This is a genomic window from Streptomyces sp. NBC_01549, from assembly GCF_026339955.1.
Taxonomy (GTDB): domain Bacteria; phylum Actinomycetota; class Actinomycetes; order Streptomycetales; family Streptomycetaceae; genus Streptomyces.
Genome location: NZ_JAPEPW010000001.1, coordinates 3,694,010 through 3,717,705, shown reverse-complemented (window position 1 = coordinate 3,717,705; position 23,696 = coordinate 3,694,010). Strand labels below are relative to the sequence as shown.

Sequence of the window (23,696 nt, the reverse complement as noted above, 5' to 3'; positions counted from 1 at the left end):
CCTGAGTGGTCCTGCGTCGCACGAAGTGGTCTCCGTGCATCTCATCGAGTGAGACATGCACAGGACAAGACCGTTGAACTGTCGATGCCGAACCCTTTGCCCAAACAGGACCTTCCAGCGCGAACATGCCTTCCTGGCAGGCACGTTCTTGACGCGAGGGCGCGGCCGACGCCCGTCGCAGCGGCGAACGGCGGTCACCGCCCGCCGTGCTCTCGTCCGGTCAGGAGCGCCGCGTCGGCGCCGGCAGTCCGAACGCGGCGGTGTGCAGCGAGCGCCGCATGGCCAGCGCGATCGGGCGCTCGACGAACCGGTGCACGAGATACGCCAGTACGACCAGAGCGCTCACCGTGACCGCGACCAGGACCGAGGGGTCGACCCGGTCGCCGTAGTGGTGCGCGACGGTCATTCCGATCGTGTCGTGCAGCAGGTAGAGCGGGAAGGTCATCGTGCCCGCGACAGTCAGTCCGCGCCAGCGGATCCGGCGGGTCCAGCCGAGTGCGATGGCGCCGACGAGCAGGAAGAACACCGTGGTCAGGAGGATCAGCCAGCCGCGCCAGGGCGACCAGGTGGCCCAGTTGTTGCGGCCGCCGTGGGGTGCCAGCAGGAAGTGCAGCGCCAGCAGCCACGACATGGCGACGATCCCCCACAGCAGCGGTGTCGGCCGATAGCGGTACATGAGGTGGAAGGCCATGCCCGCGATGAAGTACGGGGCGGACGTCGGGTTCACGATCAGCGTGAGCAGCGGGATGTGAGCGGCGGGCGCCAGCACCGCGGCGACTGTCCACAACCCGCAGAAGATCACCACCCGCTGGTGGGTGAGGCCCTTCCACACCACGACCGCGAACGTGAGGTAGAAGCAGAGTTCCGGCCAGAGCGTCCAGTAGACCGGGTCCAGGTTGGCCACACCGAGCGGGGTCTGCAACATCGTGAAGTTCGCGAAGAGCAGCCGTGGGTTGGGGTGCCCGAACGGGCTGTCGGCGAAGTAGACGAAACACACCGACACCACGATCGCGATCCAGTACATCGGGTACAGACGGGTCACGCGTGAGATGAAGAAGTCCCGCGGGGTGCGCCCCCACGCGCTCATGCAGATGACGAACCCGCTGATCAGGAAGAACAGGTCGACACCGAGCCGTCCGAAGGCGAAGTAGCCGTGCAGCTCGGGGAAGGTGCTCCGGTACGGGCGCCCCCAGACGACGATCATCGCACCGGGAGTCTGGCCGACGAAGTGGAAGAGCACCACCGACAGCGCCGCCAGGAATCGCAGCCCGTCCAACGCGGCGAGCCGGTCCTTCCGGGCGCCGGGCCCGGCCGCGATCACCCGCGTCACGGGGGCCGCCTGCGGCAATGGCGCTTCCTCGACGACCGTCCCTTCGTTCCTCCGTCTCGTGGCCACGCCGGCCGATCCCCTGCGATCCGCCTGGGTCATGCATGCCTCGTTCCAGGGTCGTCCTTCTACTGACAGGGCCTGGGAGCCCCCGATCACGTGCCCTACGGGCATGTGACAAGGTTGCCGGGTTTGTGCTCGTCTGGGCGGATGACGGCACCGTCCTGGCCCACGGATGGCCCGTACCCACAGACGGCCATGCGATTCGGGCCCACCAGAGTGAGGCATGCCGCACGCGGGAGGGACGCCGACTCTGGATCACCCCGACGTCGCGAGCAGACGGGAATTTGACGACAGGGCCTAGAGCAGGCCCAGGTCGCCGAGTTCCTTGTGGAGGTCGGCGCGGGGGTTGTCGGGGCGGGGCTGGAGGGCGCCGCGGGGGGTCGGGCCGGTGCCGCCGCCCGAGGGGGTGTCCTTGGCGGGCCGGGGGCGTCGGCCCCGGAAGAGCCGGGCCCCGACCAGGCCGCCGATCAGCCCTCCGAGGTGTCCCAGCCAGCTCACCCCCGGTGTCCCGGGCACGGCCACGGTGAGCATGTAGGCGAAGGAGGCGCCATGACGACACCGATCAGGGTGTCGATCAGGTGCCGGTCGAAGAGTCCGCGCACCACGACATAGCCGAAGTACCCGAAGATCAGGCCGCTGGCGCCGACCGTGTCCACGTTGCCCTGCTCGAGGAACCAGACCGTGAGGCCGCTGGTCACCGCGATGAGCAGGCTCAGCCCGAGGAAGCGGACCACCCCTCGGTAGGCGGCGAGGAATCCGAAGACGCGAGACGCTCGCCAGTCTCGCCTTCGAGATCGAGTCCCTGCTCGGCGAGGACCGCTGCGACGACGCCCTCGCGCTCGCGATGGCCACCCTCGACATGCTCAAGGACGTGGCGCCGCGCGCCGCGGAGATCGACCCGGAGGTCGGCGAGATGGGCGAGCTGCTGGAACACAGCCGGCAGGACCTCGTCGAGGTGTCCACCGGCGCCTGACGAGCCCGGTCGGATCCCAAGTCTCGCCGCCAGATTGTTGACGATTTTGTGTACCCATCCTACGGTCGGTAACCATCTCCAAGGAGAGCGGAGAGCTCGAGGAGGCCCGAGGCGCTCCAGGAGCTCGAGACCGAAGGAGTACGTACGTGTCCCCAGCTACCGGCAGTGCCAAAGGCAGCGGCGCCGCTGCCAAGGAGCAGGCCCTCGTCGCGCTGCGCAGGGCCATCCTCGCCGGTGACATGGTGCCAGGACAGCGCCTGGTCGAGGCCGAGTTGGCCGAACAGTTCGATGTCACGCGGGCCAGTGTGCGGGCCGCGCTCGTCGATCTCGCCGCCGACGGTCTCGTGGAGCGGATCCGCAACCGCGGGGCCCGGGTCCGGACCGTGTCCGTGAGCGAGGCGGTGGACATCTACGAGTGCCGCAGGGTGCTCGAGGGACTGTGCGCGGCCAAGGCCGCCGAGCGGGTCACCGATGCGCAGATCACGCAACTCCTCGCGCTCGGAGGGCAGTTGCGCGCCGCCGTGCAGGCGGCCGAGCCGCTGAAGTACTCCGAGCTCAACCGCCAACTGCACGACTTCGTCCGGGACATCTCCGGCCAGGACACCGCCGCCGAACTCCTCACCCGCCTGAACGCACAGATCGTGCGCCACCAGTTCCGGCTGGCGCTGCAGTCCGGGCGCCCCCAGGTCTCGCTGGGCGAACACCTCGCCCTCGTCGAGGCCATCGCCGCGCGTGATCCGGAGCGCGCCGAGGCGGCCGCCCGCGCTCATGTGGCCAGCGTCATCGAGGCCCTGCGGGCCGTCGAGGGGTCCGGGACGGGCAAGGCCTGACCTCACGGGGACGATCAGGCTCTCGGCCCTCAGGAGGCCGAGAGCCCGCCGGGACGCGTTCCTCACGCCCACCGGGCTGCCCCGCGAACGGATCAGTTCTGGTACGTCTTGTTGCGGCCGGGACCGCCGGACAGGAAGTCCTTGCCCGCACCTCCGTGCAGGACGTCGTTGCCGCTGTTGCCGTACAGCTTGTCGTCGCCCGCGCCGCCGTACAGGGTGTCGTCGCCCCGGCCGCCCTGAAGGAGGTCCCGGCCCGCGTTGCCGTACAGCTTGTCGTTGCCGTCGTCGCCGAAGAGCGAGTTGTCGCCGCTCGTACCCGACAGGCTGTCGTTGCCCGCGCCACCGTGACACTCGGCGCTGCAGTTGACGAGGGTGTCGTTGCCCGCGCCGCCGTTCGCGCCCTCGTCGTAGACCCCGCCACCGCCGGAGAGACGGTCGTTGCCGCCCTGGCCGTAGAGGACGTCGACGCCGTGGCCGGTCAGGGTGTCGTTGCCCGGCCCGCCGTAGATCCTCGTGTACCCGCCGCTGGCGTTGCCGGTCGTCGCGGTGTCGTTGCCGTCGCCGAGATCGACGATCAGGGAGTCGAGGTCGGACGCCGAGGTGTTGGGCTCGGTCACCGTGCAGACCGCCTTGGTGTCGTCGCCGCCGGCCGGGCGGACACAGCCCGCGCCGAGGGAGATCCTGACGGTGTCGTCGAAGGTGTAAATGAAGTCGCTCAGCTGGGAATCCGGGTCGAACGCGCCGAGCGCCCAGGAGATGGACAGGTGATTCGTCTGACCGGCGGCCGCCGTGTAGTACAGCTTCTGGCCGACGACGACCGCGGTCGCGCTCTTGGCGGGCGCGGCGTGTGCCGCGGGGGCGGCGACGGTCACGGCCACGGCGGCGGTGGCGAGCGCCAGCACCTTCGGCAGCGCGGTGATGCGGCGACTGAACATGGTTGGTTCTCCTCCACGGGGCCCGATGGGCCCAACGGGGCCCTGGGGGCCGATGAGGTCCGCGCGTGAGTCTGTGCGCGTGTGGTCATCCCGTTCGACCCCGTCCTTGGAGGGCGAGTTGCGGCTCCGATCGCACAACCTTTTGGGGTTCAGGGGGAGTTCACTTCCGGTTGCTTCTGTTGTGGTGTGGACACTTCCGGGCGTTGGCGGGGGCCCGAGATCAGCAGCGTCGCGACGAGCGACGTGATCGCCATCACCGTCATCGCCGTGGCGGGCGAGGTGAGTTGGGCGACCGTTCCGGCCAGCGCCGCGCTCACCCCCTGCATCGTGAGCATGCCCGAGGAGTGCAGTCCCAGGGCATGGCCGCTCAGCTCGTCGGGGGTCAGGGACATCAGGCGTTCCTGCTGGATCAGGCTCGCCCCGAAGCCGACCGAGGCGAGGGCGACCGCGCCCGCCGCCACCGCCACCCCCGGCCCCAGCGCGAACGGCAGATACGGCGTCGCCAGGAGCAGCAGGAACGGGATGCCCAGGCGTCCGCGGACCGTGGGCGGGATGAAACGGCCCGTCGTCACATCGCCCACGAACATGCCGAACGCCGCGAAGGCGAAGAGCAGGCCCGCCCGGTCCGGCGCGTAGGACACGTACAGGGACTCGCAGCCGACGATCAGACCGTTCGGGATCCAGAGGAGCAGGTACGTCGTCCGGCGCGGGGGCGAGGACCACAGCAGCGCGTTGGTGCGCCAGGTCTGCGCGATCGAGGCGCGGCCGGTGGCCCTCGGAGCCCGGCAGGTCATGCCGAGGCGGGTGACGAGGGCCGCGGCGAGATACAGGGCCGCCGCGCTCGCCAGAGTGATCCTCGGCGAGAGCACCGCCACCAGGACGCCGCCCGTCGCATAGCCGGTGATCTGCGCGAGACCGGCCACCATGTTCATGACCGAACGGCCCAGCAGAAAGCCGTCCTTGGACAGGATCTCGTTCAGCAGACCCCAGCGGACACCGCCGCCGAGGGACGAGACCAGACCCAGGACGAAGATCAGGAGGAACAGCCCCCAGACCGGCAGACCCGGCGTCGCCATCAGCGCCGTACCGACGGCGAAGGACAGGGCGATGCCCGTCAACGTGGCGCGCGGCGCCAGCCGGTCCGCCGCCGACAGCAGGGTGGTCGCGCCGACCACCTGGGCGAGCTGCGGGCCGAACATGCTCACCGCCGACAGCAGCGGCGAGTCCGTCGCCTTGTACACCAGCGTCCCGACGGCCAGGCCGCCGATCGTCGAGGCCGCCGAGTTGAGCGCGGAGGACAGGAAGAGAGGGGTGAACTCCCGGGTTCGGAAAAGGTCGGAGTAGCTGCGCATGGATGGAGTCTCGGGTGGCGCCCGGCGTGGTCGTTATTGTTTCGCGGAGACGCGAAACCACACGGGGCAACGGACAGCGAGAGAAGCGACGGGAGGGCGCGGATGGGCTGGTGGCAGATCAACGCCGACACTCTCGCCCGCACCCGTTTCGTGCTCTCACCACTCGCCGAGACCTTCGCCGGCGTCAAGCTGTTGCACGCGGGGACGGCCGCGCACCCCGGGGAGCGGGCGTGGCTCGACGCCCATCTGCCCGGGTACAGAAGGCGGTTGGCCGGTGACCCCGTCACCTCGCTGCTCATGCGGTCCGGACTCGGACGGAACTGGATCGCCGACTTCCTGACGCCGCCGCCGCGCGGCGAGGCCGACTTCGAGGAGGAGGTCGCGCGGGTACGGGAGGCGTCGGGCGCGGACGCCCGGGCCCACCTCACCGTCTCCCTGGCAGGGCCGCTGCCCGCCGCCCTGCGCCGCGACGACCTCCCGGAGCGCGCAGCCGACCTGCTCACCCACGTCTGGACCGAGGCCGTACGCCCCTACTGGAACCGGCGGCGGCGCGTCCTGGAGGCCGATGTCGTCGCTCGGACCGCGCAGTTGAGCCAGGGCGGCTGGGCGGCGGCCCTCGACGCGCTGCGACCGGGCACCCGCTGGCTCGGCGACAACCGGCTGCAGGTCAATCTCCACGAGTACCCGCCGCGCGAGATCTCCGGCGCCGAGCTGGTGTTCGTACCGGTCACACCTCGCAACCACGGCTGGGTGTCGTGGGAGGAGCCGGACCGGTACGCGGTCGTCTTCCCCTGCTCGGGCGCGCTCGCCGCCACGGGTCCCGACCTCGTGCCGGAAAGCCTGGGCGCACTGCTCGGCCCCGCCCGCGCCGGGGTCCTCGTCCTCCTCGACTCCCCCATGAGCACGACCCAGTTGGTGGCCGTGACCGGGCAGGGTCTCGGCTCGGTCGGACGCCATCTGAAGGTGCTGCTGGACGCCCGGCTGGTACGGAGGGGGCGGGCCGGGCGGTCGGTGCTGTACTCCCGCACGCCCGCCGGGGAGGTACTCGTGAAGGCTCAGGAAGGTTAGATGCGGGGCGCGCCGGTCACCGACATCATCAGCGAGTAGAGGGACGTGGACGCCGTGATGAAGAGGCGGTTGTTCCTGGGGCCGCCGAAGGTGATGTTGGAGACCCGCTCGGGGATCAGGAGCCGGCCGATGAGGGTGCCGTCGGGGTCGTAGCAGTGGACCCCGTCGTCGAGGGCGGCCGCCCACAGCCGGCCCTCGTCGTCGAAGCGGATGTTGTCGAAGTGGACACCCTTCTCCGCCTCCGCGAAGGTTCGCCCGTCCGTGAGGGTGCCGTCGTCGCGGACGTCGAAGACGCGGATGCGGGCGGCGCGGGAGTCGGAGACGTACAGCTGCCGTTCGTCGGGCGAGAAGACGACTCCGTTCGGCCCGTCGAAGCCGTCCGCGGCGAGCCGTACCTCGCCCGTGCCCGGGTCGAGGCGGTAGACGTGACACGCGCCGATCTCGGACTCGGCCCGGTGACCCTCGTAGTCGCTCAGGATCCCGAAGTCCGGGTCGGAGAACCAGACCGAACCGTCCGACCGTACGACCGCGTCGTTCGGGCTGTTGAGCCGCTTGCCGTCGTAGCGGTCGGCGAGGACGGTGACCGACCCGTCGTGCTCTGTCCGGGTCACCCGGCGGTTGCCCTGCTCGCAGCTGACCAGGCGGCCCTCTCGGTCCAGGGTGTTGCCGTTGCCGTAGCCCGCGGGGGTGCGCAGGACGCCGACCGTCCCGGTGGGCTCGTCCCAGCGCAGCATGCGGTCGTTGGGGATGTCGCTCCAGATCAGCTGGCGCCAGGCGGGCACGTACAGCGGGCCCTCGGCCCAGCGGCAGCCGTCGTGCAGGATCTCCAGCCTGCCGTCGCCGTTCGTGCAGCGGCCGGTGACGAAGCGGTCGTCGAGTACCTCGTAGATGCCCTTGATCGTGTTCGCTGTGGTCACGTTCGCGACCTTACCGAGCACACCGGGAACCGGCCGGGCGGCGGCCGGGGCGACATCAAGCGGAGTTAGCATCCGTTTATGACTACCGACAGTTCAAACAGTTCCGTACTCGACGTCCAGATCGATTCCCTTCAGGGTGGGTCCGCGGACCTCGGGCAGTACCGCGGCAAGACCGTGCTCATCGTGAACGTGGCCTCCAAGTGCGGGCTGACCCCGCAGTACGCGGGGCTGGAGCGGCTGCACGAGCGGTACGCCGGGCAGGGCTTCACCGTGCTCGGTGTGCCCTGCAACCAGTTCATGGGGCAGGAGCCCGGCACCTCCGAGGAGATCGCCGAGTTCTGCTCCGCGACCTATGGCGTCACCTTCCCGATGACCGAGAAGGTCGAGGTCAACGGGGACGCGCGGCACGAGCTGTACGAGCGGCTGGTGGACACCGCCGACGGCGAGGGCCACAGCGGTGACATCCGCTGGAACTTCGAGAAGTTCCTGATCGGGCCGGGCGGAGACGTGGTGGCGCGGTTCTCGCCGCAGACCGAGCCGGAGTCGACGGAGGTCGTGGCGGCGGTGGAGAAGCACCTGGCCGCCTGAACCGTTTGACCTTGCCCCAGGGGCAGGGAGCAGCGTCCTTGTCACCGGGCCGAAGGCGCCCGGTGACGGAGGATGGGCTCGTGCATCAGGAACTGCTCACGATCGGCGCGTTCGCCGCCCGCGCGCGGCTCTCGCCGAAGGCGCTTCGGCTGTACGACCGGCTCGGACTGCTCGCTCCGGCCCACGTCGACGAGGTCAGCGGATACCGCTACTACCGCGCCGACCAGGTCGAGCGCGCCCGCCTGGTCGCGCTTCTGCGGCAGCTCGACATGCCGCTCGCGCGGATCGCCGAGGTGGTGGAGGTCGAGGCGGCGCAGGGTGCGGCGCTCCTCGCCACGTACTGGGCGGATGCCGAGGCCCGGTTCGCTTCGCAGCGGACGCTCGCCGAATACCTCCGTGGAAGGCTGTCCGGGAGGAGTACCGACATGTACGGGAAGTTCGTGGTCGAGACGGTGGATGTGCCGGAGCGAGTGGTGCTGACGGAGAAGCGGCACACGCTGGCGGACGAGCTGCCGGTCTGGATTCCGGCCTCGCTGGGGCGACTGGAGGACGGGGCACGGGAGTGCGGCGGGACGACCGGCGCCCCCTTCGTCGTCTACTACTCCGAGGTCAGCATGGAGAGTGACGGGCCCGCCGAGTCGTGCGTGCCGGTCGCCGACGAGGCGGCCGCGCGGGCGTGGGCCGAGAAGCGGGGGCGGGTGTCGGGGATCGGGGTTCGGGTGGAGCCTGCGCGACGGCTCGCCTACGCACGGATCACCAAGGCGCAGGTCGCCCATCCGCAGATCGTGGCCGCGTTCGAGGCGGTCGAGGCGTGGATCGCGGAGCGGGGGCTGTCGTACGACGGTCCCTGTCGGGAGGTGTACTTCGCGGACTGGGACGCGGCGGGGCCGGAGGACGCGGTGTGTGACGTGGCGTTTCCGGTGAAGTGAGCGGCGGGGCGGGCACCGGGGGTTTCTCGCCCCCGCCGCCCCTACCCGTCCCATCCCCACTTGGGGGCTCCGCCCCCAAACCCCCGATCGGCCTGAACGGCCTCGTCCTCAAACGCCGGACGGGCTGAAAGATGCGCCCAGCGTCCGGTTCAGGTCACCGTAGTTCCTCGGGGCACGGGGTTCCCCTGGGGAGCTGGTACGGGGCCGCCAGGCGGTACGTGCCGGGCGCCGGGGCCAGGAGTTCCGTCCACTTGTCGCCGGAGGCGTTCTCCGCGGTTTCCATGAGGCAGCCGTTGAGGTTCTCGTACGTCTTCGGCGTGCCCTCCTCACGGTGCTTGGACTCCTTTGTCTCCTGCGGCGGCTTCACGCTCTTGCCCTTGGCGTCGACGAGCCCGAGCCACGGGGAGTACGGGATGCGGATGAGGACGCGGCCCGCCTTCTTCACCTCGATGGTCAGTTCGCCCTGCTCCGCCCGGTCGACGACCGCCGGCGGATCGGCCAGCGGCGTGGGGTCCGTGACCGAGAAGAGCTGCCAGTTCGCGTCGCCCCAGATCTGACGGAGGTAGGGCATACCGCGCTGGACCAGCTGGCGTTCACGTTGGCCGCCGTCCCCGTCCGGTTCGCCCTTGGGCAGCACCACGTAGTGGACGGCCCAGCGCTGAAGCCACTCGTGGTAGTTCGCGGAGTTGAGGGTGTCGTCGTAGAAGAGCGGATTGCGCTCCATGTCGGCCTGGCGGTTCCAGCCTCGGGCGAGGTTCACGTACGGCGCGAGCGCGGACGCCTCGCGGTGGGAGCGCGCGGGGACCACCTCCACGCGGCCCTTCTCGGCACCGACCACCTGGAGCTGGTTGACCAGCGGAGCGAGCTCGCGGGCCCAGGACGCCGCCGGTGTCGTGTGCAAGATGTCGTCGACCGACTTGAAGCCGATCCACCCGACGAATCCGGCGAAGGCGAGGACAGTCACGTACCACTTGCGTGACTTCGGCACGGTGAAGGGGAGCGCGGCGAGCAGCACGGCGCCCGCGAACAGCATCGCCAGGCGGGAGATGTTCGAGCCGATCTGGGAACTGATCAGCCACACGAGGAGCACGGCGAGGCCGTACACCGCCGCCGTGATCCGTACCGTCTTCCACTCCTTGGGGACGAGTGCGAAGACCAGCCCGGCGTAGAGCAGCGGCAGCGAGGCCGAGCCGAAGGACATCGGCTGGGTGCCGGAGAAGGGGAACAGCCATGCCGAGACCGCGACGACGATCGTCGGCGCGATGCCGAGCGCGTACGCGCCGGGCCGGCGCTTCTGGAGGAACAGGGCGGCCGCGACCAGGCCCACGAACAGTCCCGCCACCGGCGACGCGGCGGTCGCCAGCGCGGCGAGCGGCGCCGCGCACAGGGCCTTCGCCCAGCGCTTGTAGCGCCAGCGGTACGGCCAGCAGAAGACCACGGCCGCCGCGGCGAGCCCGAAAACCATGCCGAGGCCGTAGGTGACTCGCCCCGATATCGCGTTGCAGACGAGCGCGAAGACACCCGCGAGGGCGGGCGCGAGCGGCTTCCGTATCGCCCGGCTGCGGATGAGGATCATCATCAGCAGGCCCGCCGAGATCGTCCCGGCGATCATCAGCGTCGTACGGACGCCGAGGACCGACATCAGATACGGCGACACCACGCTGTACGACACCGGGTGCATACCGCCGTACCAGGCGAGGTTGTACGCCGAGTCCGGGTGCCGTCCGACGAACTCCGCCCACGCGTCCTGCGCGGCGAGGTCTCCGCCACTGTTCGCGAAAGTGAAGAACCAGATGACGTGCAGGAGGCCGGCCAGGACGGTGACGGAGGCGACGGGGTGCCGGCGGGCGAAGGCCTTGAGGCGGGTGCGTCGGTCCTGCGGCACGGACTCGGGCGTCGTGGACCCGGGCGGCATGGACTCCGGCGGAGCGTCATCCGTAGGGCGGTCATTCGTGGGGACGTCATTCGTGGAGACGGCGGTGGCGCGTGCGGGCTGCCGTATTCGCGAGCCCGCTCCGTGCTCCGGTCCAGGACGTGGTCCAGGATCGGCGTCGTCGGCGTGTGTCGGCTCCGCTGTCGCCACTGCAAGGCTCCCGTGTCCCGTTTTCTCGTGTCCGGCCCGGGACCCGCGGCCCGCAAACCTGCCCGGATCTCGCGACGCTAGCACGCACCCCGCCAGGGAGCTCCCGGGCGGGGCGCCCCGACGGGGTGCGGGTGCGTTCGCGCCGCGCTCACCGCGGGCTCACGGCGGGCTCACGGCGCGTTCACATGACGTTCGGGGCACTTCCGGCGTACGGGGGATACGCCCCCTGCCGGAAGCGCCCCCCACTCGTACGCCCGTACCCGTCCCCGTACGCCCGTACCCCCCTGCGTACGTCCGCTCAGCTCACGCGGGTCAGCTTGGCGCCGAAGCCCGGCTCGACGAGGTCCTTCTGGAGCTCGACGGGAACCTGCACGGCGCCGCTGCTGCCGCCGTCGCCCACGGTGAGCGTGCCCACCTTGGTGCCGGCCTTCGCGGAGTGCGGCACCTCCGAGGAGACGAAGGACAGCTTGACCTTGAGCCCGGCCCAGCCGACCGCCGTGACGTCCTTGGTGATCACGACCGGCGTACGGCCGCCGAGCCCGTCGTCGACGTAACCGACGACATCGCCCTTCTTCAGGATCGTCGCGGACTTCAGCGAAGCCTGCGCGGCGCGGATCAGCTTGTCGCCCGCGGCCAGGGCGCCGCCGAGGATGGTGTTGTCGGAGCCGCCGGGGCCCTGGCTGATCACCGCGCCGACGATGGTCCGCACCTCGCCTCCGACCTCCTTGGTCGCCGCGAAGACGAGGTTGCCGCCGGCCGCGGTGGTGGTGCCCGTCTTGATGCCGATGACGTTGTTGGAGCCGACGAGGTGGTTCCAGTTGCTGTGCTTGGTGCCCTTGTAGTCGGTGTACTCCATCATCCGGGCGACCTCGCGGAAGGAAGCGTCCTTCATCGCGGCCTTGGCCAGCTTCACCTGGTCCGCGGCCGTGCTCACGGTCGTCTTCGTCAGGCCGGACGGGTCGGTGTACGTCGTGTTCGCCATCCCGAGTTCCTTGGCGGCGGCGTTCATCTTGGCGACGAAGGCCGTCTCTGAACCGGCGTCCCAGCGCGCCAGCAAGCGGGCCACGTTGTTCGCCGAGGCGATCAGGACACCCTCCAGGGCCTCCTTCTGCGTGATGGTGTCGCCCGCGTGCACGTTGACCGTCGACTCGTCGCCGGCGTCCGACTGGTCCTCGGCCTTCTGGTCCACCTTGATCTTCGCTCCGTCACCGGACTTGATCGGGTGCTCGCGCAGGATCAGGTACGCCGTCATCACCTTGGCGACGCTCGCGATCGGCGCCGCCTTCTGCGCGCCGGACGTGCCGAACGAACCGATGCCCTGGACGTCGAGCGCGCCCTGACCGGAGGACGGCCACGGGATGGAGGCGTCGCCGCCGTCGAAGGTGTAGCTGGATTCGGCGGTGAGGTCGAGCGTGGGGGTCGGCAGCGGCCGCAGCGACTGTGCGACCGCAAAGACGACCGCGAGCAGCAGGGCCAGCGGCGTCCAGATCTTCACCCGGCGCGCGAGTGTCCGCACCGGGGTCTGCGGGGGCGGCGGCGTGTTCGTCAGCTCGGCCAGCAGGTCCAGCGGCGGCTTCGGCGGCAGCGGCTGCTGAGTGGTGCGCTCCGGGCCGACCTGCGGGAGGGCGGCGGTGGCGTCGGCGGGGGCGACCCCCGAGGGCGAGGAGGAAGCGGAGGGAACGGGCGGGGTCGCGGTCGTCTTCGGCTTCAGCCTCGACACGGGTTCGTCGAGAGGCTTGAGGGCCACGAACTTACTGGTGCGCTCGGACGGGGCCTCGGGCTTCGAGCGGTCCGCCTTGGGCTGGTCCGCCTTGGGCTGATCCGCCTTCGACCGGTCCGCGGGCTTGTCGGTGGCCGGCTTGGCGCCGCCCAGTTTGAGCATGGTGGTCGGCTGGTCCACCGCCGGGCGCTTCGGCGCCTTGAAGATGGCGGTGGGATGGTCGACGGGCTCGGCGGCGGCGTCGACGTCCGGGGCGTCCTTCGCTGACGGTGAGTCATCAGCGGACGGCGAGTCGTCGGCGGACGGCGAGTCGTCATCAGCGTCCTGCTGCGCCGCTGCGTCCTCGGAGTCCTCGACGTCCGAGGGGGCCTCGGGGGTCGCGGAATCTTCAGAACCTTCGGAGTCTTCGGAGGTCTCAGACGTCTCGGGCGCGTCCTCCGGAGAGTCCTTCGCCTCCGGCTTCGCGTCCTCGGTCCCGGTCTTGGTCTCGGACTCCGTCTCGGACTCCGTCTCGGACTCCGTCTCGGACTTGGCGTCCGACGTGGCCTTCGCGTCCGTCTCCGATTCGGCGTCGGCGTCACCCACCGCCGCGCTCTGGGCCTCAACTTCGGCCTCAGCCTCAGCCTCGGACTTGGCCTCAGCCTCGGACTTGGCGCCGGACTCCGAAGCCGACTCCTCGTCAGCTTCGCCCTCGACCCCCGCTTCGGCCCCGGCCTCAACGTCGGTCCCGGCGTCGGCCTCCGTCTCCGTCTCCGCCCCGGCGTCGTCCCCCTCCGCCGCCGTACCGGCCTTCTCCGCGCCCTTGGAGCCCTTGTTGGGGCCCTCCGGGTCCTCGGAGCCTTCCGGAACCCCGGACTCCCCCTCAGGGGCCTTCTCGTCCGCGCCTGACACCCAGGCGGCCACCGCCTCGCGCAGTCGCGCGTCCTCCACGGGGCCCTTCCCTCCGGACCCGGCGGAACCTTCCGCCAACGCCCGCGTCGAGAACACCGCCGTCGCCTGATCCACCCGCACCGTGGCGGCCCGTTCGCGAGCCACCGCCAGACGGGGATCGGCCGATGCCGCCGACGCGGCGGCCCGGCCCGGGCCCGGAACCGCGGCCGGGGTCCCCGGCGTCGCTTCTGCCGACGGCGCCGACGACTCGTGCCGCTTCGACCTGTCGGGGGACTCGCCCGCCACCGATGCCTCCTCCGTGCGCCCCCACCGGGCGCCCAACGAACCGTAAAACCCTTGCCCCGCCGCCCGGACATCGCTGTCCGAACCATGCACCAGTGTCCTGTGTGCGGGCTTAACCCCTGCGGTAGACGAGAACGACATACCTACTGGTTCCATCACGAACCGGTCAGGCACTCTCGACAGACCAATGTGAGAGGGGTCACCCTGTCATTCATCCACGCGGGGAGGCATGGATGGGCAGGAGCCGCAGAACACTTCCGGAAGAGCTTCTGCTGCTGGCGCTGGACCCGACCACGGGTACCACCGCACAGCCGCAGTCGCTCGACCTCGGTCTGGCCGGAGCACAGCTAGTAGAGCTGGCGCTGGCCGGACGGATAGCCCCAGACGGGGATCGTATCGCCGTGGTGCAGCCACGGCCGACTGGAGATCCAACACTGGACTGTGCGTTGGAACTGCTTCGCCGACGCGGAGCACCCGTACGCGCGGTCAACTGGATTGGCGGACCCCGGCTGGGGCTGCGCCAGACCTACCTCTCGCATCTGGAGAGGTGCGGCATGGTCCATGCCGTCGCCGGCCAGATGTGCGGGGTGCTTCCGACGACTCGCTACCAAGCGACGGACACGGAGATCAGCCGGGAGATCAGGTCCCGGCTGGACAGCGCGATCCGCACCGGCGTACCGCCGGACCCGCGGACCGCGGCGCTCGCCGCGCTGGCCCATGCGGTCGGTCTCGGCAAGCACCTGTACCCGGGCAACGAGGGACGCTCGTCCCGCTCCCGGCTACGGGACCTGATCAGGCATGACCCCATGGGCGGCCTCGTGGCCCACGCGGTCATGGACGTTCAGAACGGTGTGGGTGCACAGCCACGCCGCAACCCGGCACCGGCAGGCCGTCCAGCCACCGCCGGAGTCAGGTCCGCACCGGAACCCGCTCGCGGTGTTCCGATGCAACCGCGCCACGGTTCCATGGCGCGCGCCGTGGTCCACTGAGCCGCAGTCCCACGGCGCCACCAGGCACCGTACGCACCACCACGCACGACCACGCACCACTGAAGAGCACCGCCACGCACCGCAGGCACGACCCCAGCGCCGCACCGCAGTCCCCAAGACCCGGTTCGGGAGCCGCTGGCTCGCGCGGGACGGTGGGGCCGTACGTCCGGACGACGACACGGCTCCACCGCCCCGCGCGGCCGCATTTCCCGGCGCCGCGCATATGCGCGCGGTACGGGTGAAGACGACGTACGCGTACACGATCCGCGTGATATGTATGCCAGATCTCCGAACTGGCGTGTACCCAGCGCATATCCGGTGTTTTCCAGCGGTAGAACGCACCTTGGTGGCAGTCTGCTCAACAGCAGATACGCAAAGTAGAGGCCCGCAGCCGGAGGTGCACGTCCCGTGGCGTCCAATGTCAATCCCACCGTCCGGCGGCGCCGGCTGGGCCAGGAGCTGCGCCGGCTCCGCGAGCTCAAGGGCATGACGGCCGAAGAGGTCGCCGAGCGACTGCTGGTCTCGCAGTCGAAGATCAGCCGGCTGGAGAACGGGCGGCGCAGTATCAGCCAGCGCGACGTCCGCGATCTGTGCGGGGTCTACGAGGTCGAGGACCACCGGATCGTCGACTCCCTGATGCAGATGGCCAAGGACTCGCGCCAGCAGGGCTGGTGGCACTCCTTCGGAGACATCCCGTACAGCGTCTACATCGGGCTGGAAACCGACGCCGCGTCTCTGCGCGCCTACGAACCCCAGATCGTGCCCGGCCTGTTGCAGACCCGCCCTTACGCCGAGGCGCTCATCCAGGGTGCACTGCCGGAGACTTCGACGACCGACATCGAAAAACGCGTCCAGGTGCGCCTGCGGCGGCAGGAACGTGTCTCCACCGAGGACTCCCCTCTCCGCCTCTGGGCGGTGCTCGACGAGGCCGCCCTGCATCGGGTGGTCGGGAACCGGCAGGTGATGCGCGAGCAGTTGGAGCACCTCGCCGAGATGTCCCAGCTCCCGCACATCACCGTGCAGGTGCTGCCGTACGAGGTGGGGGCTCATCCCGGTCTCAATGGCCAGTACGCGATCCTGGAGTTCCCCGACGCGGCCGATTCGAGCGTCGTCTACATCGAGGGGGTCACCAGTGACCTCTATCTGGAGAAGGCCGCTGACGTGCAGAAGTACAGCGTCATGTACGAACACCTGCGGGCCCAGGCCCTGAACGTCGACCAGTCGCGCCAGTTCATCGTGGACATCGCGAAGGAGTTCGCGCGCTGAATTCGGGCGGACCAGCATCCGGGGGAACGATTCTCCGAGCTGCCGACCAGTAAGGCGCGGGTGCTACACCTTCGCCACCTCGGGACGGAAGACTCCACTGGAATATGCCACCCGGTCGAGTGAATGGCTGCTTCACCCGCCGATGTTGGCGAGTAGCGTCGATCACGCCATCACGTAACAACGTTGGCGCAATCCGCACCGCTGGTTCCGGCAGGGACCGGCAGTGCCGTGACAGCAACTCGACACTGGCTACCGGAGCAAAAATGGCAATTCTTCAGGGTGCTACGGAAACGTGGACGAAGTCCTCGTATTCGGCCGGCAACGGCGCATGCATCGAGGTCAAGTCCCCGCTTCTCGCGGCCCTGGCCGTACGGGACTCGAAGGTCCCCGACGGCCCCACGCTGGCGTTCCCCGCGAACTCGTGGAACGCCTTCGTGGCGGAGGTCAGCCGGGGAGCTTTCGACCTCGCCTGATGCATCGCCCTCAACCTCACCACCCACAACTGCACCGACCAACCGCATACGCACCACCGGTACCGCATGCACCACGTGCGGTACACGCACCACTGAAAGAGCCCTCTCGACTGGCCCGCCGTCCTGGCCGAGGGGGCTCGGTGCTTTCCCGCGCCAGACCCGCTACCTCAGCCGGTCCACATACGTATCGGTCCCCGGCACCGTCGGGACGAAGGGGGCCACCAGCTCCACCTTCCCCAACCCTCCTTCGGCCACCGCCTCCTCCAGTCCCCCGAAGTGGTCCTCCCAGCACTCCCTCGGGTCCGTCTCCAGGAACCACAGGAGGGTCAGCCGGGTGTCGACGCCCTCGACCTGCTTCACGTACGTCATACGGTCGCCGGGGAGCGGGGTGGGGCGGAAGACGGTCACCATCGCGGCCGGGGAGCCCGCCAGGCGCCGGGGGAGGTGGCGGGCGCGCAGCCACTCCAGCAGTTCGGCGCGCCCGGCGGCGGAGTCGGCGTCGACGACCTGGAGGACGAGGCCCGCGTAGGGGTGGTCCAGGGCGTGGAAGTCGCGGGGCCCCGCGGCGCCGTCGCGGTACACCGTGGCCTCGTGGTCCTGGAAGGCCGTGAAGACGTGCGTACGGTCCTGGTAGACCCGGCCGTCGCGGTTCAGCCGTTTGTTGATGCCGACGGTCCACCTCATGTGGTCGTCGTAGCGGCCCTCGGTGACCCAGTACGTCGAGAGGTAGCAGCCGGCGGTGACCGGCTGGGCGATCGCCGATTTCTCGGGGTAGCGCAGGAGTTGCAGGTCGCGGGTGGCCACCCAGCGTCGCCCCGCGTACATCCAGGGCATGGCCATCGCTCCCGCGATGAAATGATCATCCTCGTACCAGCGGTTGTACGCGTACTCGTGGCCGGGGTGCGGTTCGACCATGGTGATCAGGGCGTGGCCCGGGTGGACGCCGTACGGGCCGAGGGCGGCCAGTTCCGCGTACACCTCGCTACGAGTCTCCTCCGACATGACGATCCCCTTCCTCGCTCTTCCTTCCTCCGCCGGACGCCCATACTCTGACGCTCAGTCAGACAATGCGCCAGAGTCAAGCCAAGGCGAGTGAGCCGAAGGGGCGCGCCGGTGGCGAACCGAGCCGCAAAAAAAGGGGAGGCTTCCGATGTCACTGCTCGCGGGGAAGACGGTCGTCGTTTCGGGGGTCGGGGCCGGGCTCGGTCATCAGGTCGCGGCGGCCGTCGTACGGGACGGGGGCAACGCGGTGCTGGGGGCGCGCACGGAGGCCAATCTCGCCTCGTCCGCGGCCGAGCTCGACCCGGACGGCGCGCACACGGCGTACCGGGCCACGGACATCACGGACGAGAAGCAGTGCGAGGCGCTCGCGGAGCTGGCGACGGAGCGGTTCGGGCGGATCGACGCGGTGGTGCATGTGGCCGCCTGGGACAGCTACTTCGGCGGCCTGGAGGACGCGGATTTCACCACCTGGCAGTCGGTCATCGACGTGAATCTGCTGGGCACCCTGCGGATGACCCGGGCCTGTCTGCCCGCGCTGAAGGTGTGCGGCGGCTCGGTCGTCATCATCGGGACGCAGTCGTCGGTGGCCGCGCCGAGCCAGGTGCGGCAGGCCGCGTACGCGGCATCCAAGGGCGCGCTGACGAGCGCGATGTACTCGTTGGCGAGGGAGCTGGGCCCCCATCGCGTCCGCGTGAACACCGTGCTGCCCGGATGGATGTGGGGGCCGCCCGTCGAGGCGTACGTCCAGTTCACGGCGCACACCGAGGGCGTACCGGAGGCGGACGTCCTGAAGCGGCTCACCGAGCGGATGGCGCTGCCCGAGCTGGCCACGGACGGAGATGTGGCGGACGCCGCGGTGTTCCTGGCGTCCGACCGGGCACGGGCGATCACGGGGCAGTCGCTGCTCGTGAACGCCGGCGAACTCATGCGCTAGCGGTACCGATGGCGGAACCAGTCGGCCGTCCCTTCCCAGCCGTGCGGGACCCGCATCCCGTACGTCTGTCGACTCGTCGGTGTGACCTTGCCGTGTCGTCTGACGAAGTGCCCGCTCATGGTGTGGTCCACGTCACGAGCACGACAACAGCCGTACGGGTAAAGTGGAGGCAAAATCGTTCTGCTTTCTGATCTGCGTTCATATCTGTGACCGGGAAAGGTCTTGACCGCCCCCTCCGAACGGCGGTTCAATCCCCAAAGTCCCCGCTCCCGCACGGGGGCGCCGCCCATGTGCGTACTGGCGAAGTGCCGTCCGGTATCTGCAAGTTCACAAGGCGGACCCCTGGAGGGGGCACATGAACGGCTTCGACTGGGCCGTCCTGGTCGCGTACTTCGGTGTCATGACCGCGATCGGTGTCTGGTCCCACAAGCGTGTGGACGACGTCAGCGACTTCTTCACCGCGGGCGGCAAGATGCCCTGGTGGCTGTCCGGCATCTCGCACCACATGTCGGGCTACAGCGCGGTGATGTTCACCGGGTACGCCGGTATCGCGTACACGTACGGCATCACCTCGTACGTCACCTGGGCGCTGCCCATCGCCATCGGCGTGCTGCTCGGCGCGAAACTGTTCGCGCCCCGGCTCAACCGGCTCCGCTCCCGACTGCACGTCGCCTCACCCCTCGAATACCTCAAGGACCGCTACAACGTGCCGACACAGCAGGCACTCGCCTGGTCCGGCATCCTCCTGAAGATCGTGGACGTCGGTGCGAAATGGGCGGCGATCGCGACCCTGCTCAGCGTCTTCACCGGGGTCACGCTCACCCAGGGCATCCTCATCACCGGTGGCATCACGGCCGTGTACTGCACGATCGGCGGTCTGTGGGCGGACGCGCTGACCGAACTGGGCCAGTTCGTGATCCAGTTGCTGGCGGGTCTGTCCATGCTGATCATCGCGTTGAACAAGATCTCCGACCAGGGAGGTCTGTCCAAGGCGCTGGACTCGCCGAAGCTGCACGGTCACGCGAACGGCTTCGCGGGCCCGTACCTCACCGTCTTCTTCATCGCGTACCTGTTCATCAAGCTGTTCGAGTACAACGGCGGGATGTGGAACCAGGCCCAGCGCTACATGGCGACGGGCAGCGCCAAGCAGGCCACGAAGTCGGCCTTCCTGTCCGCCGCGCTCTGGTTCGTGTGGCCGGTGATCCTTTTCATCCCGATGTGGCTGTCGCCGCTCCTCGTCACGGCGAAGAAGCCGGACGGCTCGGACGCGTACGGTCTGATGACCGAACAGCTCCTGCCCCACGGGTTGCTGGGCCTGGTCGTGGTCGGCTTCTTCTCGCACACGATGGCCATGTGCTCGTCGGACGCCAACGCCATCGCCGCCGTCTTCACCCGGGACGTGGCCCCGGTCCTCTCCAAGGCCGCGCGCAGCTGGGACACCAGGGCCGGCCTCATCGCGGGGCGGGTCACGACCGTCGCCTTCCTCGGGTTCTCGATGGCGGTGGCGACGCAGGTCAACTCGCCCACCTTCAAGGACATCATCACGGTCGTCATCAAATGGGTGGCGGGACTCATGGGTCCGATCGCGATCCCGTTCATCCTGGGCCTGCTGCGACCGTTCCGTAAGTCCGGCCCGACGGCGGCGCTCACCAGCTGGGCCTGTGGTCTGCTCGCGTTCTTCTTCGTCAACTACCACCTGGACTTCTCCCAGCGCACGGATGTGAAGCTGGAGTACCAGGTCTCCCTCCCGATGGCCATCTCCCTCGTCCTGTACATCCTGATCGGCTTCCTCAAGCCCGAGGACACGCCGGAGCGGGACGCGATCATCGAGAAGATCAACACGGACGACGACGGGGACGGGGCCGCGGCCGCGGCGATCCCGGCGCCGGCGGAAGCCGCGGACGGGGCCGGCACCGCCAGCCCGTCCGGCGTCTGAGAACCTCCGCCGGCCGGCAGTCGTACGGCTGCCGGCCTGCGGGGTCCTCAAGCGGGGACGTCGTTCGGCTGCGGACCGGTGGGGGCTGGTCGCGCAGTTCCCCGCGCCCCTGAGGCGGGGCTTCGCCCCCGCCTCAGGCCCTCGGGTAACGGGCCAGCCAGCCCGGGGCGGAACCGCCCGGTCCGTGCAGGGCCGGGCCCTGCGTCATCTCCATGGCGAAGTCGTCCGCCAGGACCAGCATCGTGGGACGGCCCTCCAGCTCGGTCAGCCAGGCCGGCGGCAGGGCCGTCTCGCCGTGCAGGGCGCCGAGCAGCCCCCCGGTGAGCGCACCGGCCACCCCGGAGGGCCCACCCTGGTTCACCGCGAGGCACAGGCCGTGCCGGATGTCCTCCCCCACCAACGCGCAGTACACGGCGACCGCGAGCAACCCCTCCGCCGTACCGTCCCCGGCGAGCTCCTCCACCCGCCCCGGCGTCGGCATCCCCTGCCGCACGGCCCCCAGCGCATGCTGGAGCGCGTCCGCGACGGGCTGCTGCCCCGGCCGCACCGCGAGGATCGCCAGCGCCCGCTGCACCGCCCCGTCGAGGCTCTCGCCGCGAGCCAGCGCGTGCACGATGACGGCGTACGCGCCCGCCGCCAGGTACGCCGTGGGGTGCCCGTGCGTCTGCGCGGCGCACTCGACGGCGAGCTGCATCACGAGCTGCGGCTCCCAGCCGACGAGCAGTCCGAAGGGCGCGGAGCGGGCGGCGGCCTCGGGACCGGGCTCGCCGGGGTTCTTGGGCGCCTCCAGCGTGCCCATGACGTCGTCGCCGAAGCCGATCAGGCAGGAGCGGGCCGGGTCCCGGCGGGCGTACAGCCACTCCTCACGGGCCAGCCAGCCGTCGTCCTTGCGGCGCTCGTCGGGGCCCCAGTCGCTCTGGGTGGCCGCCCAGCGGCGGTAGGCCCGGTGAAGGTCGGTGGGCGGATGCCAGGCGCCGGTGTCACGGCGTACCTGGGCGCGTATCAGACCGTCGAGGGTGAAGAGGGTGAGCTGGGTGAGGTGGGTGACCGAGCCGCGCCGCCCGTGCCCGAAGGCGAGGTCGACAAGCCCCTCCGCGCCGTGGGCCTCCCGGATCTGCTCCAGGGTGAGCCCGTCGACCGGCGTCCCCAGGGCGTCCCCGACGGCCGCGCCCAGCAGCGTCCCGCGTACCCGGCTGCGGAAGTCCTGCTGCTCCGCACGGCCCCAGACGGTACCGGCTGTCGCACCCACCGAGAGACCTCCCCAGGCACCGACCGTACGTCCGCGAGTACAGCACTGTAATCGACCGGGAACGGTCCGTTCAGGGGCTCGATCGGTATACGGAGTGAGGGTCGAGTGAACTCACCTGGTCAGTACCAGTCGGTGACGAACGTAGACGGTCACGCGGAAGGCGCCACCCCGGTAGCGGAGCGACAGGTAGAAGTCGGGGGATTCGGTGAACTGACATGCAGCCGCAGTCAGTATGCCCGTCGACCAGTACAGCGATCCGTCCGACAACCTCCCCGGCAACCCCTTCGAGGACCGGCTCTCCGCCGCCCTTCACCAGGCCGGCGACACCTTCGGCACCGACCGGACCGCGCTCGCAGCCGGCGGCGCGGCCCGCGGACGGCGACGGCAGTTGCTGCGCCGGACCGCAAGTCGCCTACCTCGCGGGGCCTTTGAGGAGCCTCCGCATTGACAACGGGATCGGCCTGGACCAACTCGATGCGGGCAGCGGACAACCCGGCACTCCGCACGGATCGGCCTTCCACCAAGAGTCTTTACAATCGCGTAACCCGCGAAGTGACGCGCGTAGATAAGTATGAGATCACATTGCGCTGCCCGTAACGGACTTAAGAGGATCCTGCCGTGTCCCTCCGCCTTCTGCCCCTCACCGCTTCCCTGTTGACCGCGCTCGTCGTCACCGCCCCCTCCGCGCACGCCAACCCGAATGGCGAGCGCGGCGAGTACGGCTCGTCGCAGGATGCCGCCCACGCCTGCTCGCCGCGGGTAGCCATCGACGGGTTCTCCGACACGTTGGACAAGACCACGTTCGCCGGCGTGCCCGTCGCTGAATTGTCGGGGCTGACCCGCGACACCAACGGCCAGCTGCTCGCTGTGGCCGACGACTCGTATCTGTTCAGCCTCGACTCCCAGACGAAGAAGCCGGTCTCGGTCCTGCCGCTGACCGGGGCGGCCGGCCAGAAGGTGGACTCCGAGGCCGTAGTCGTGGACCGGGACGGCACCCGGCTGATCACCGACGAGACCCAGCCGTCCATCCTGCGCTTCACCCGCTCCGGCCACGTCGTCGACAGCCTGCCGGTGCCCGATGCCCTCAAGGTGGCGCCGGCCGGGCGGGCCACGCACAACCTGACCTTCGAGGGACTGGCGATGCTGCCAGGCGGCCACACGCTGGTCGCCTCCATGGAGGGGGCGCTCAGCGGCGACGGCGCCGATATCCGCCGCTTCCAGACCTGGCAGCGGATCGGTGACTCCGACTCCTTCCGGCTCGGCCCGCAGTACGCCTTCCAGAGCGACGCGGGCCTGGACATCTCCGACATCACCTCGACCGGAGACGGCCGACTGATCGTGCTGGAGCGCGGCTACACCCCCAACGTCGGCAACACCGTCCGCCTGTACCTGGCCGACCTGCGGCACGCCTCCGACGTCAGCCTCGTCGAGACGGTCACGGCCGGTCAGCCCGGCGTGCGCCTCGCCGCCAAGACGCTGCTGACCGACATCGGCTCCTGCCCGTCGCTGGGCGCCACCGCCAAGCAGGCCCAGCCGAACCCGCTGCTGGACAACATCGAGGGCGTCACCGTAACCGGGATTGACGACGCCGGGCGACTGGAGCTGCTGCTGGTCAGCGACGACAACCAGCGCGCGTCGCAGACCACCCGGCTGTACACCCTCACCGCGCGGCTGCCCCAGCGGTAGCCCCTCCCCCGCAGCCCGCCGCTCGCGACGCGAACGGCGGGCGAGGCGGGGGTATGTAGCCTTCGGCCCGGAAGCAGCTCCACGTCGGCACCAACCAGACCGGGCAGCGCGCGCCAGCCCACCCTCACCGAGGAATGGCGTCCACCGTCGCAGAATCCGGAGTTTTCGTCGGTCTCTTCCCTCCAGCCGGAGATGGACAGCCC

Annotated in this window: 22 protein-coding genes; 12 read left to right on the top strand and 10 right to left on the bottom strand. The window is 69.9% G+C overall.

The window, feature by feature from the left end; genetic code table 11:
* Nucleotides 1-220 precede the first annotated feature (220 nt).
* From OG819_RS16645 to OG819_RS16635, 3 genes are all read right to left on the bottom strand, one after another.
* Nucleotides 221-1,396 carry an acyltransferase gene (locus tag OG819_RS16645; RefSeq protein WP_266625528.1) on the bottom strand — a complete coding sequence of 392 codons (1,176 nt, stop codon included), beginning with the start codon at nucleotides 1,394-1,396 and terminating at the stop codon, nucleotides 221-223.
* Between the two features lie 291 nt (nucleotides 1,397-1,687).
* Nucleotides 1,688-1,888 carry a hypothetical protein gene (locus tag OG819_RS16640; RefSeq protein WP_266650126.1) on the bottom strand — a complete coding sequence of 67 codons (201 nt, stop codon included), beginning with the start codon at nucleotides 1,886-1,888 and terminating at the stop codon, nucleotides 1,688-1,690.
* The gene (locus OG819_RS16635; protein ID WP_266650124.1) at nucleotides 1,885-2,124 is read right to left on the bottom strand and encodes a rhomboid family intramembrane serine protease; all 240 of its coding nucleotides are present in this window, start codon (nucleotides 2,122-2,124) and stop codon (nucleotides 1,885-1,887) included. The genes OG819_RS16640 and OG819_RS16635 overlap by 4 nt, the downstream gene beginning before the upstream one ends.
* A 110-nt stretch (nucleotides 2,125-2,234) precedes the next feature.
* On the opposite strand from OG819_RS16635, the gene OG819_RS16630 reads away from it, so the two are divergent.
* Together OG819_RS16630 and OG819_RS16625 are read left to right on the top strand one after the other, a co-directional pair.
* Nucleotides 2,235-2,363 carry a hypothetical protein gene (locus tag OG819_RS16630; RefSeq protein WP_266625532.1) on the top strand — a complete coding sequence of 43 codons (129 nt, stop codon included), beginning with the start codon at nucleotides 2,235-2,237 and terminating at the stop codon, nucleotides 2,361-2,363.
* 146 nt (nucleotides 2,364-2,509) lie between these two features.
* Nucleotides 2,510-3,193 carry a GntR family transcriptional regulator gene (locus tag OG819_RS16625; protein ID WP_266650122.1) on the top strand — a complete coding sequence of 228 codons (684 nt, stop codon included), beginning with the start codon at nucleotides 2,510-2,512 and terminating at the stop codon, nucleotides 3,191-3,193.
* A gap of 92 nt (nucleotides 3,194-3,285) precedes the next feature.
* On the opposite strand, the gene OG819_RS16620 is transcribed toward OG819_RS16625, so the two are convergent.
* On the bottom strand, nucleotides 3,286-4,128 hold the full coding sequence (locus OG819_RS16620; protein ID WP_266650120.1) for a calcium-binding protein: 843 nt from the start codon (nucleotides 4,126-4,128) through the stop codon (nucleotides 3,286-3,288).
* A 149-nt stretch (nucleotides 4,129-4,277) separates the two neighbouring features.
* Nucleotides 4,278-5,480, bottom strand: coding sequence for an MFS transporter (locus OG819_RS16615; RefSeq protein WP_266625538.1), 1,203 nt, complete (start codon nucleotides 5,478-5,480; stop codon nucleotides 4,278-4,280).
* 102 nt (nucleotides 5,481-5,582) lie between these two features.
* Here OG819_RS16615 and OG819_RS16610 point away from each other — a divergent pair, with 102 nt between their 5' ends.
* Nucleotides 5,583-6,548, top strand: coding sequence for a winged helix-turn-helix domain-containing protein (locus tag OG819_RS16610; RefSeq protein ID WP_266650118.1), 966 nt, complete (start codon nucleotides 5,583-5,585; stop codon nucleotides 6,546-6,548).
* Here OG819_RS16610 and OG819_RS16605 read toward each other — a convergent pair.
* The gene (locus OG819_RS16605; protein WP_266625542.1) at nucleotides 6,545-7,465 is read right to left on the bottom strand and encodes an SMP-30/gluconolactonase/LRE family protein; all 921 of its coding nucleotides are present in this window, start codon (nucleotides 7,463-7,465) and stop codon (nucleotides 6,545-6,547) included. The two genes, OG819_RS16610 and OG819_RS16605, sit on opposite strands and share 4 nt — an antisense overlap.
* A gap of 78 nt (nucleotides 7,466-7,543) precedes the next feature.
* Here OG819_RS16605 and OG819_RS16600 point away from each other — a divergent pair, with 78 nt between their 5' ends.
* Nucleotides 7,544-8,053, top strand: a complete 510-nt coding sequence (locus OG819_RS16600) for a glutathione peroxidase (protein WP_266625544.1) — start codon at nucleotides 7,544-7,546, stop codon at nucleotides 8,051-8,053.
* 62 nt (nucleotides 8,054-8,115) lie between these two features.
* The gene (locus OG819_RS16595; RefSeq protein ID WP_266650116.1) at nucleotides 8,116-8,982 is read left to right on the top strand and encodes a MerR family transcriptional regulator; all 867 of its coding nucleotides are present in this window, start codon (nucleotides 8,116-8,118) and stop codon (nucleotides 8,980-8,982) included.
* A gap of 154 nt (nucleotides 8,983-9,136) precedes the next feature.
* Here the strand turns inward: OG819_RS16595 and OG819_RS16590 are convergent, their stop codons facing one another.
* Complete coding sequence (locus OG819_RS16590) at nucleotides 9,137-11,065, bottom strand: MFS transporter (protein WP_266650114.1); 1,929 nt, start codon at nucleotides 11,063-11,065, stop codon at nucleotides 9,137-9,139.
* Between the two features lie 298 nt (nucleotides 11,066-11,363).
* On the bottom strand, nucleotides 11,364-13,961 hold the full coding sequence (locus OG819_RS16585) for a D-alanyl-D-alanine carboxypeptidase (protein WP_266650112.1): 2,598 nt from the start codon (nucleotides 13,959-13,961) through the stop codon (nucleotides 11,364-11,366).
* A 230-nt stretch (nucleotides 13,962-14,191) separates the two neighbouring features.
* Between OG819_RS16585 and OG819_RS16580 the strand changes: the two genes are divergently transcribed.
* From OG819_RS16580 to OG819_RS16570, 3 genes are all read left to right on the top strand, one after another.
* Nucleotides 14,192-14,947, top strand: a complete 756-nt coding sequence (locus tag OG819_RS16580) for a GPP34 family phosphoprotein (protein WP_067372212.1) — start codon at nucleotides 14,192-14,194, stop codon at nucleotides 14,945-14,947.
* A 408-nt stretch (nucleotides 14,948-15,355) separates the two neighbouring features.
* Nucleotides 15,356-16,213, top strand: a complete 858-nt coding sequence (locus tag OG819_RS16575) for a helix-turn-helix transcriptional regulator (protein ID WP_266625553.1) — start codon at nucleotides 15,356-15,358, stop codon at nucleotides 16,211-16,213.
* Between the two features lie 263 nt (nucleotides 16,214-16,476).
* Nucleotides 16,477-16,686, top strand: a complete 210-nt coding sequence (locus tag OG819_RS16570; RefSeq protein ID WP_266650110.1) for a DUF397 domain-containing protein — start codon at nucleotides 16,477-16,479, stop codon at nucleotides 16,684-16,686.
* Nucleotides 16,687-16,848: 162 nt separating this feature from the next.
* Here the strand turns inward: OG819_RS16570 and OG819_RS16565 are convergent, their stop codons facing one another.
* Nucleotides 16,849-17,688: a hypothetical protein gene (locus tag OG819_RS16565; RefSeq protein ID WP_266625557.1), complete on the bottom strand. Its 840-nt coding sequence runs from the start codon at nucleotides 17,686-17,688 to the stop codon at nucleotides 16,849-16,851.
* 148 nt (nucleotides 17,689-17,836) lie between these two features.
* Here OG819_RS16565 and OG819_RS16560 point away from each other — a divergent pair, with 148 nt between their 5' ends.
* Both OG819_RS16560 and OG819_RS16555 read left to right on the top strand, forming a co-directional pair.
* Entirely contained in the window at nucleotides 17,837-18,622 is a 786-nt protein-coding gene (locus OG819_RS16560) for an SDR family oxidoreductase (RefSeq protein ID WP_266433632.1), read from the top strand.
* A 355-nt stretch (nucleotides 18,623-18,977) separates the two neighbouring features.
* A complete protein-coding gene (locus tag OG819_RS16555) occupies nucleotides 18,978-20,558 on the top strand; it encodes a sodium:solute symporter family protein (RefSeq protein WP_266583149.1) in 1,581 nt (526 codons plus the stop codon).
* Nucleotides 20,559-20,691: 133 nt separating this feature from the next.
* Here OG819_RS16555 and OG819_RS16550 read toward each other — a convergent pair whose 3' ends face one another.
* Nucleotides 20,692-21,807, bottom strand: a complete 1,116-nt coding sequence (locus tag OG819_RS16550) for an ADP-ribosylglycohydrolase family protein (RefSeq protein WP_266650107.1) — start codon at nucleotides 21,805-21,807, stop codon at nucleotides 20,692-20,694.
* A 232-nt stretch (nucleotides 21,808-22,039) separates the two neighbouring features.
* Here OG819_RS16550 and OG819_RS16545 point away from each other — a divergent pair, with 232 nt between their 5' ends.
* Together OG819_RS16545 and OG819_RS16540 are read left to right on the top strand one after the other, a co-directional pair.
* Nucleotides 22,040-22,255 carry a hypothetical protein gene (locus OG819_RS16545; protein ID WP_266650105.1) on the top strand — a complete coding sequence of 72 codons (216 nt, stop codon included), beginning with the start codon at nucleotides 22,040-22,042 and terminating at the stop codon, nucleotides 22,253-22,255.
* Between the two features lie 170 nt (nucleotides 22,256-22,425).
* Complete coding sequence (locus tag OG819_RS16540) at nucleotides 22,426-23,493, top strand: esterase-like activity of phytase family protein (protein ID WP_266650103.1); 1,068 nt, start codon at nucleotides 22,426-22,428, stop codon at nucleotides 23,491-23,493.
* The last annotated feature ends 203 nt before the right edge of the window (nucleotides 23,494-23,696 follow it).

What these genes read in the sequence shown, in the direction of transcription:
- OG819_RS16555 (WP_266583149.1), top strand. Translation starts at nt 18,978, where the DNA reads ATGAACGGCTTCGACTGGGCCGTCCTGGTCGCGTACTTCGGTGTCATG.
- OG819_RS16560 (WP_266433632.1), top strand. Translation starts at nt 17,837, where the DNA reads ATGTCACTGCTCGCGGGGAAGACGGTCGTCGTTTCGGGGGTCGGGGCC.
- OG819_RS16565 (WP_266625557.1), bottom strand. Translation starts at nt 17,688, where the DNA reads ATGTCGGAGGAGACTCGTAGCGAGGTGTACGCGGAACTGGCCGCCCTC.
- OG819_RS16600 (WP_266625544.1), top strand. Translation starts at nt 7,544, where the DNA reads ATGACTACCGACAGTTCAAACAGTTCCGTACTCGACGTCCAGATCGAT.
- OG819_RS16570 (WP_266650110.1), top strand. Translation starts at nt 16,477, where the DNA reads ATGGCAATTCTTCAGGGTGCTACGGAAACGTGGACGAAGTCCTCGTAT.
- OG819_RS16620 (WP_266650120.1), bottom strand. Translation starts at nt 4,128, where the DNA reads ATGTTCAGTCGCCGCATCACCGCGCTGCCGAAGGTGCTGGCGCTCGCC.
- OG819_RS16545 (WP_266650105.1), top strand. Translation starts at nt 22,040, where the DNA reads ATGCCCGTCGACCAGTACAGCGATCCGTCCGACAACCTCCCCGGCAAC.
- OG819_RS16580 (WP_067372212.1), top strand. Translation starts at nt 14,192, where the DNA reads ATGGGCAGGAGCCGCAGAACACTTCCGGAAGAGCTTCTGCTGCTGGCG.
- OG819_RS16610 (WP_266650118.1), top strand. Translation starts at nt 5,583, where the DNA reads ATGGGCTGGTGGCAGATCAACGCCGACACTCTCGCCCGCACCCGTTTC.
- OG819_RS16630 (WP_266625532.1), top strand. Translation starts at nt 2,235, where the DNA reads ATGGCCACCCTCGACATGCTCAAGGACGTGGCGCCGCGCGCCGCGGAG.
- OG819_RS16615 (WP_266625538.1), bottom strand. Translation starts at nt 5,480, where the DNA reads ATGCGCAGCTACTCCGACCTTTTCCGAACCCGGGAGTTCACCCCTCTC.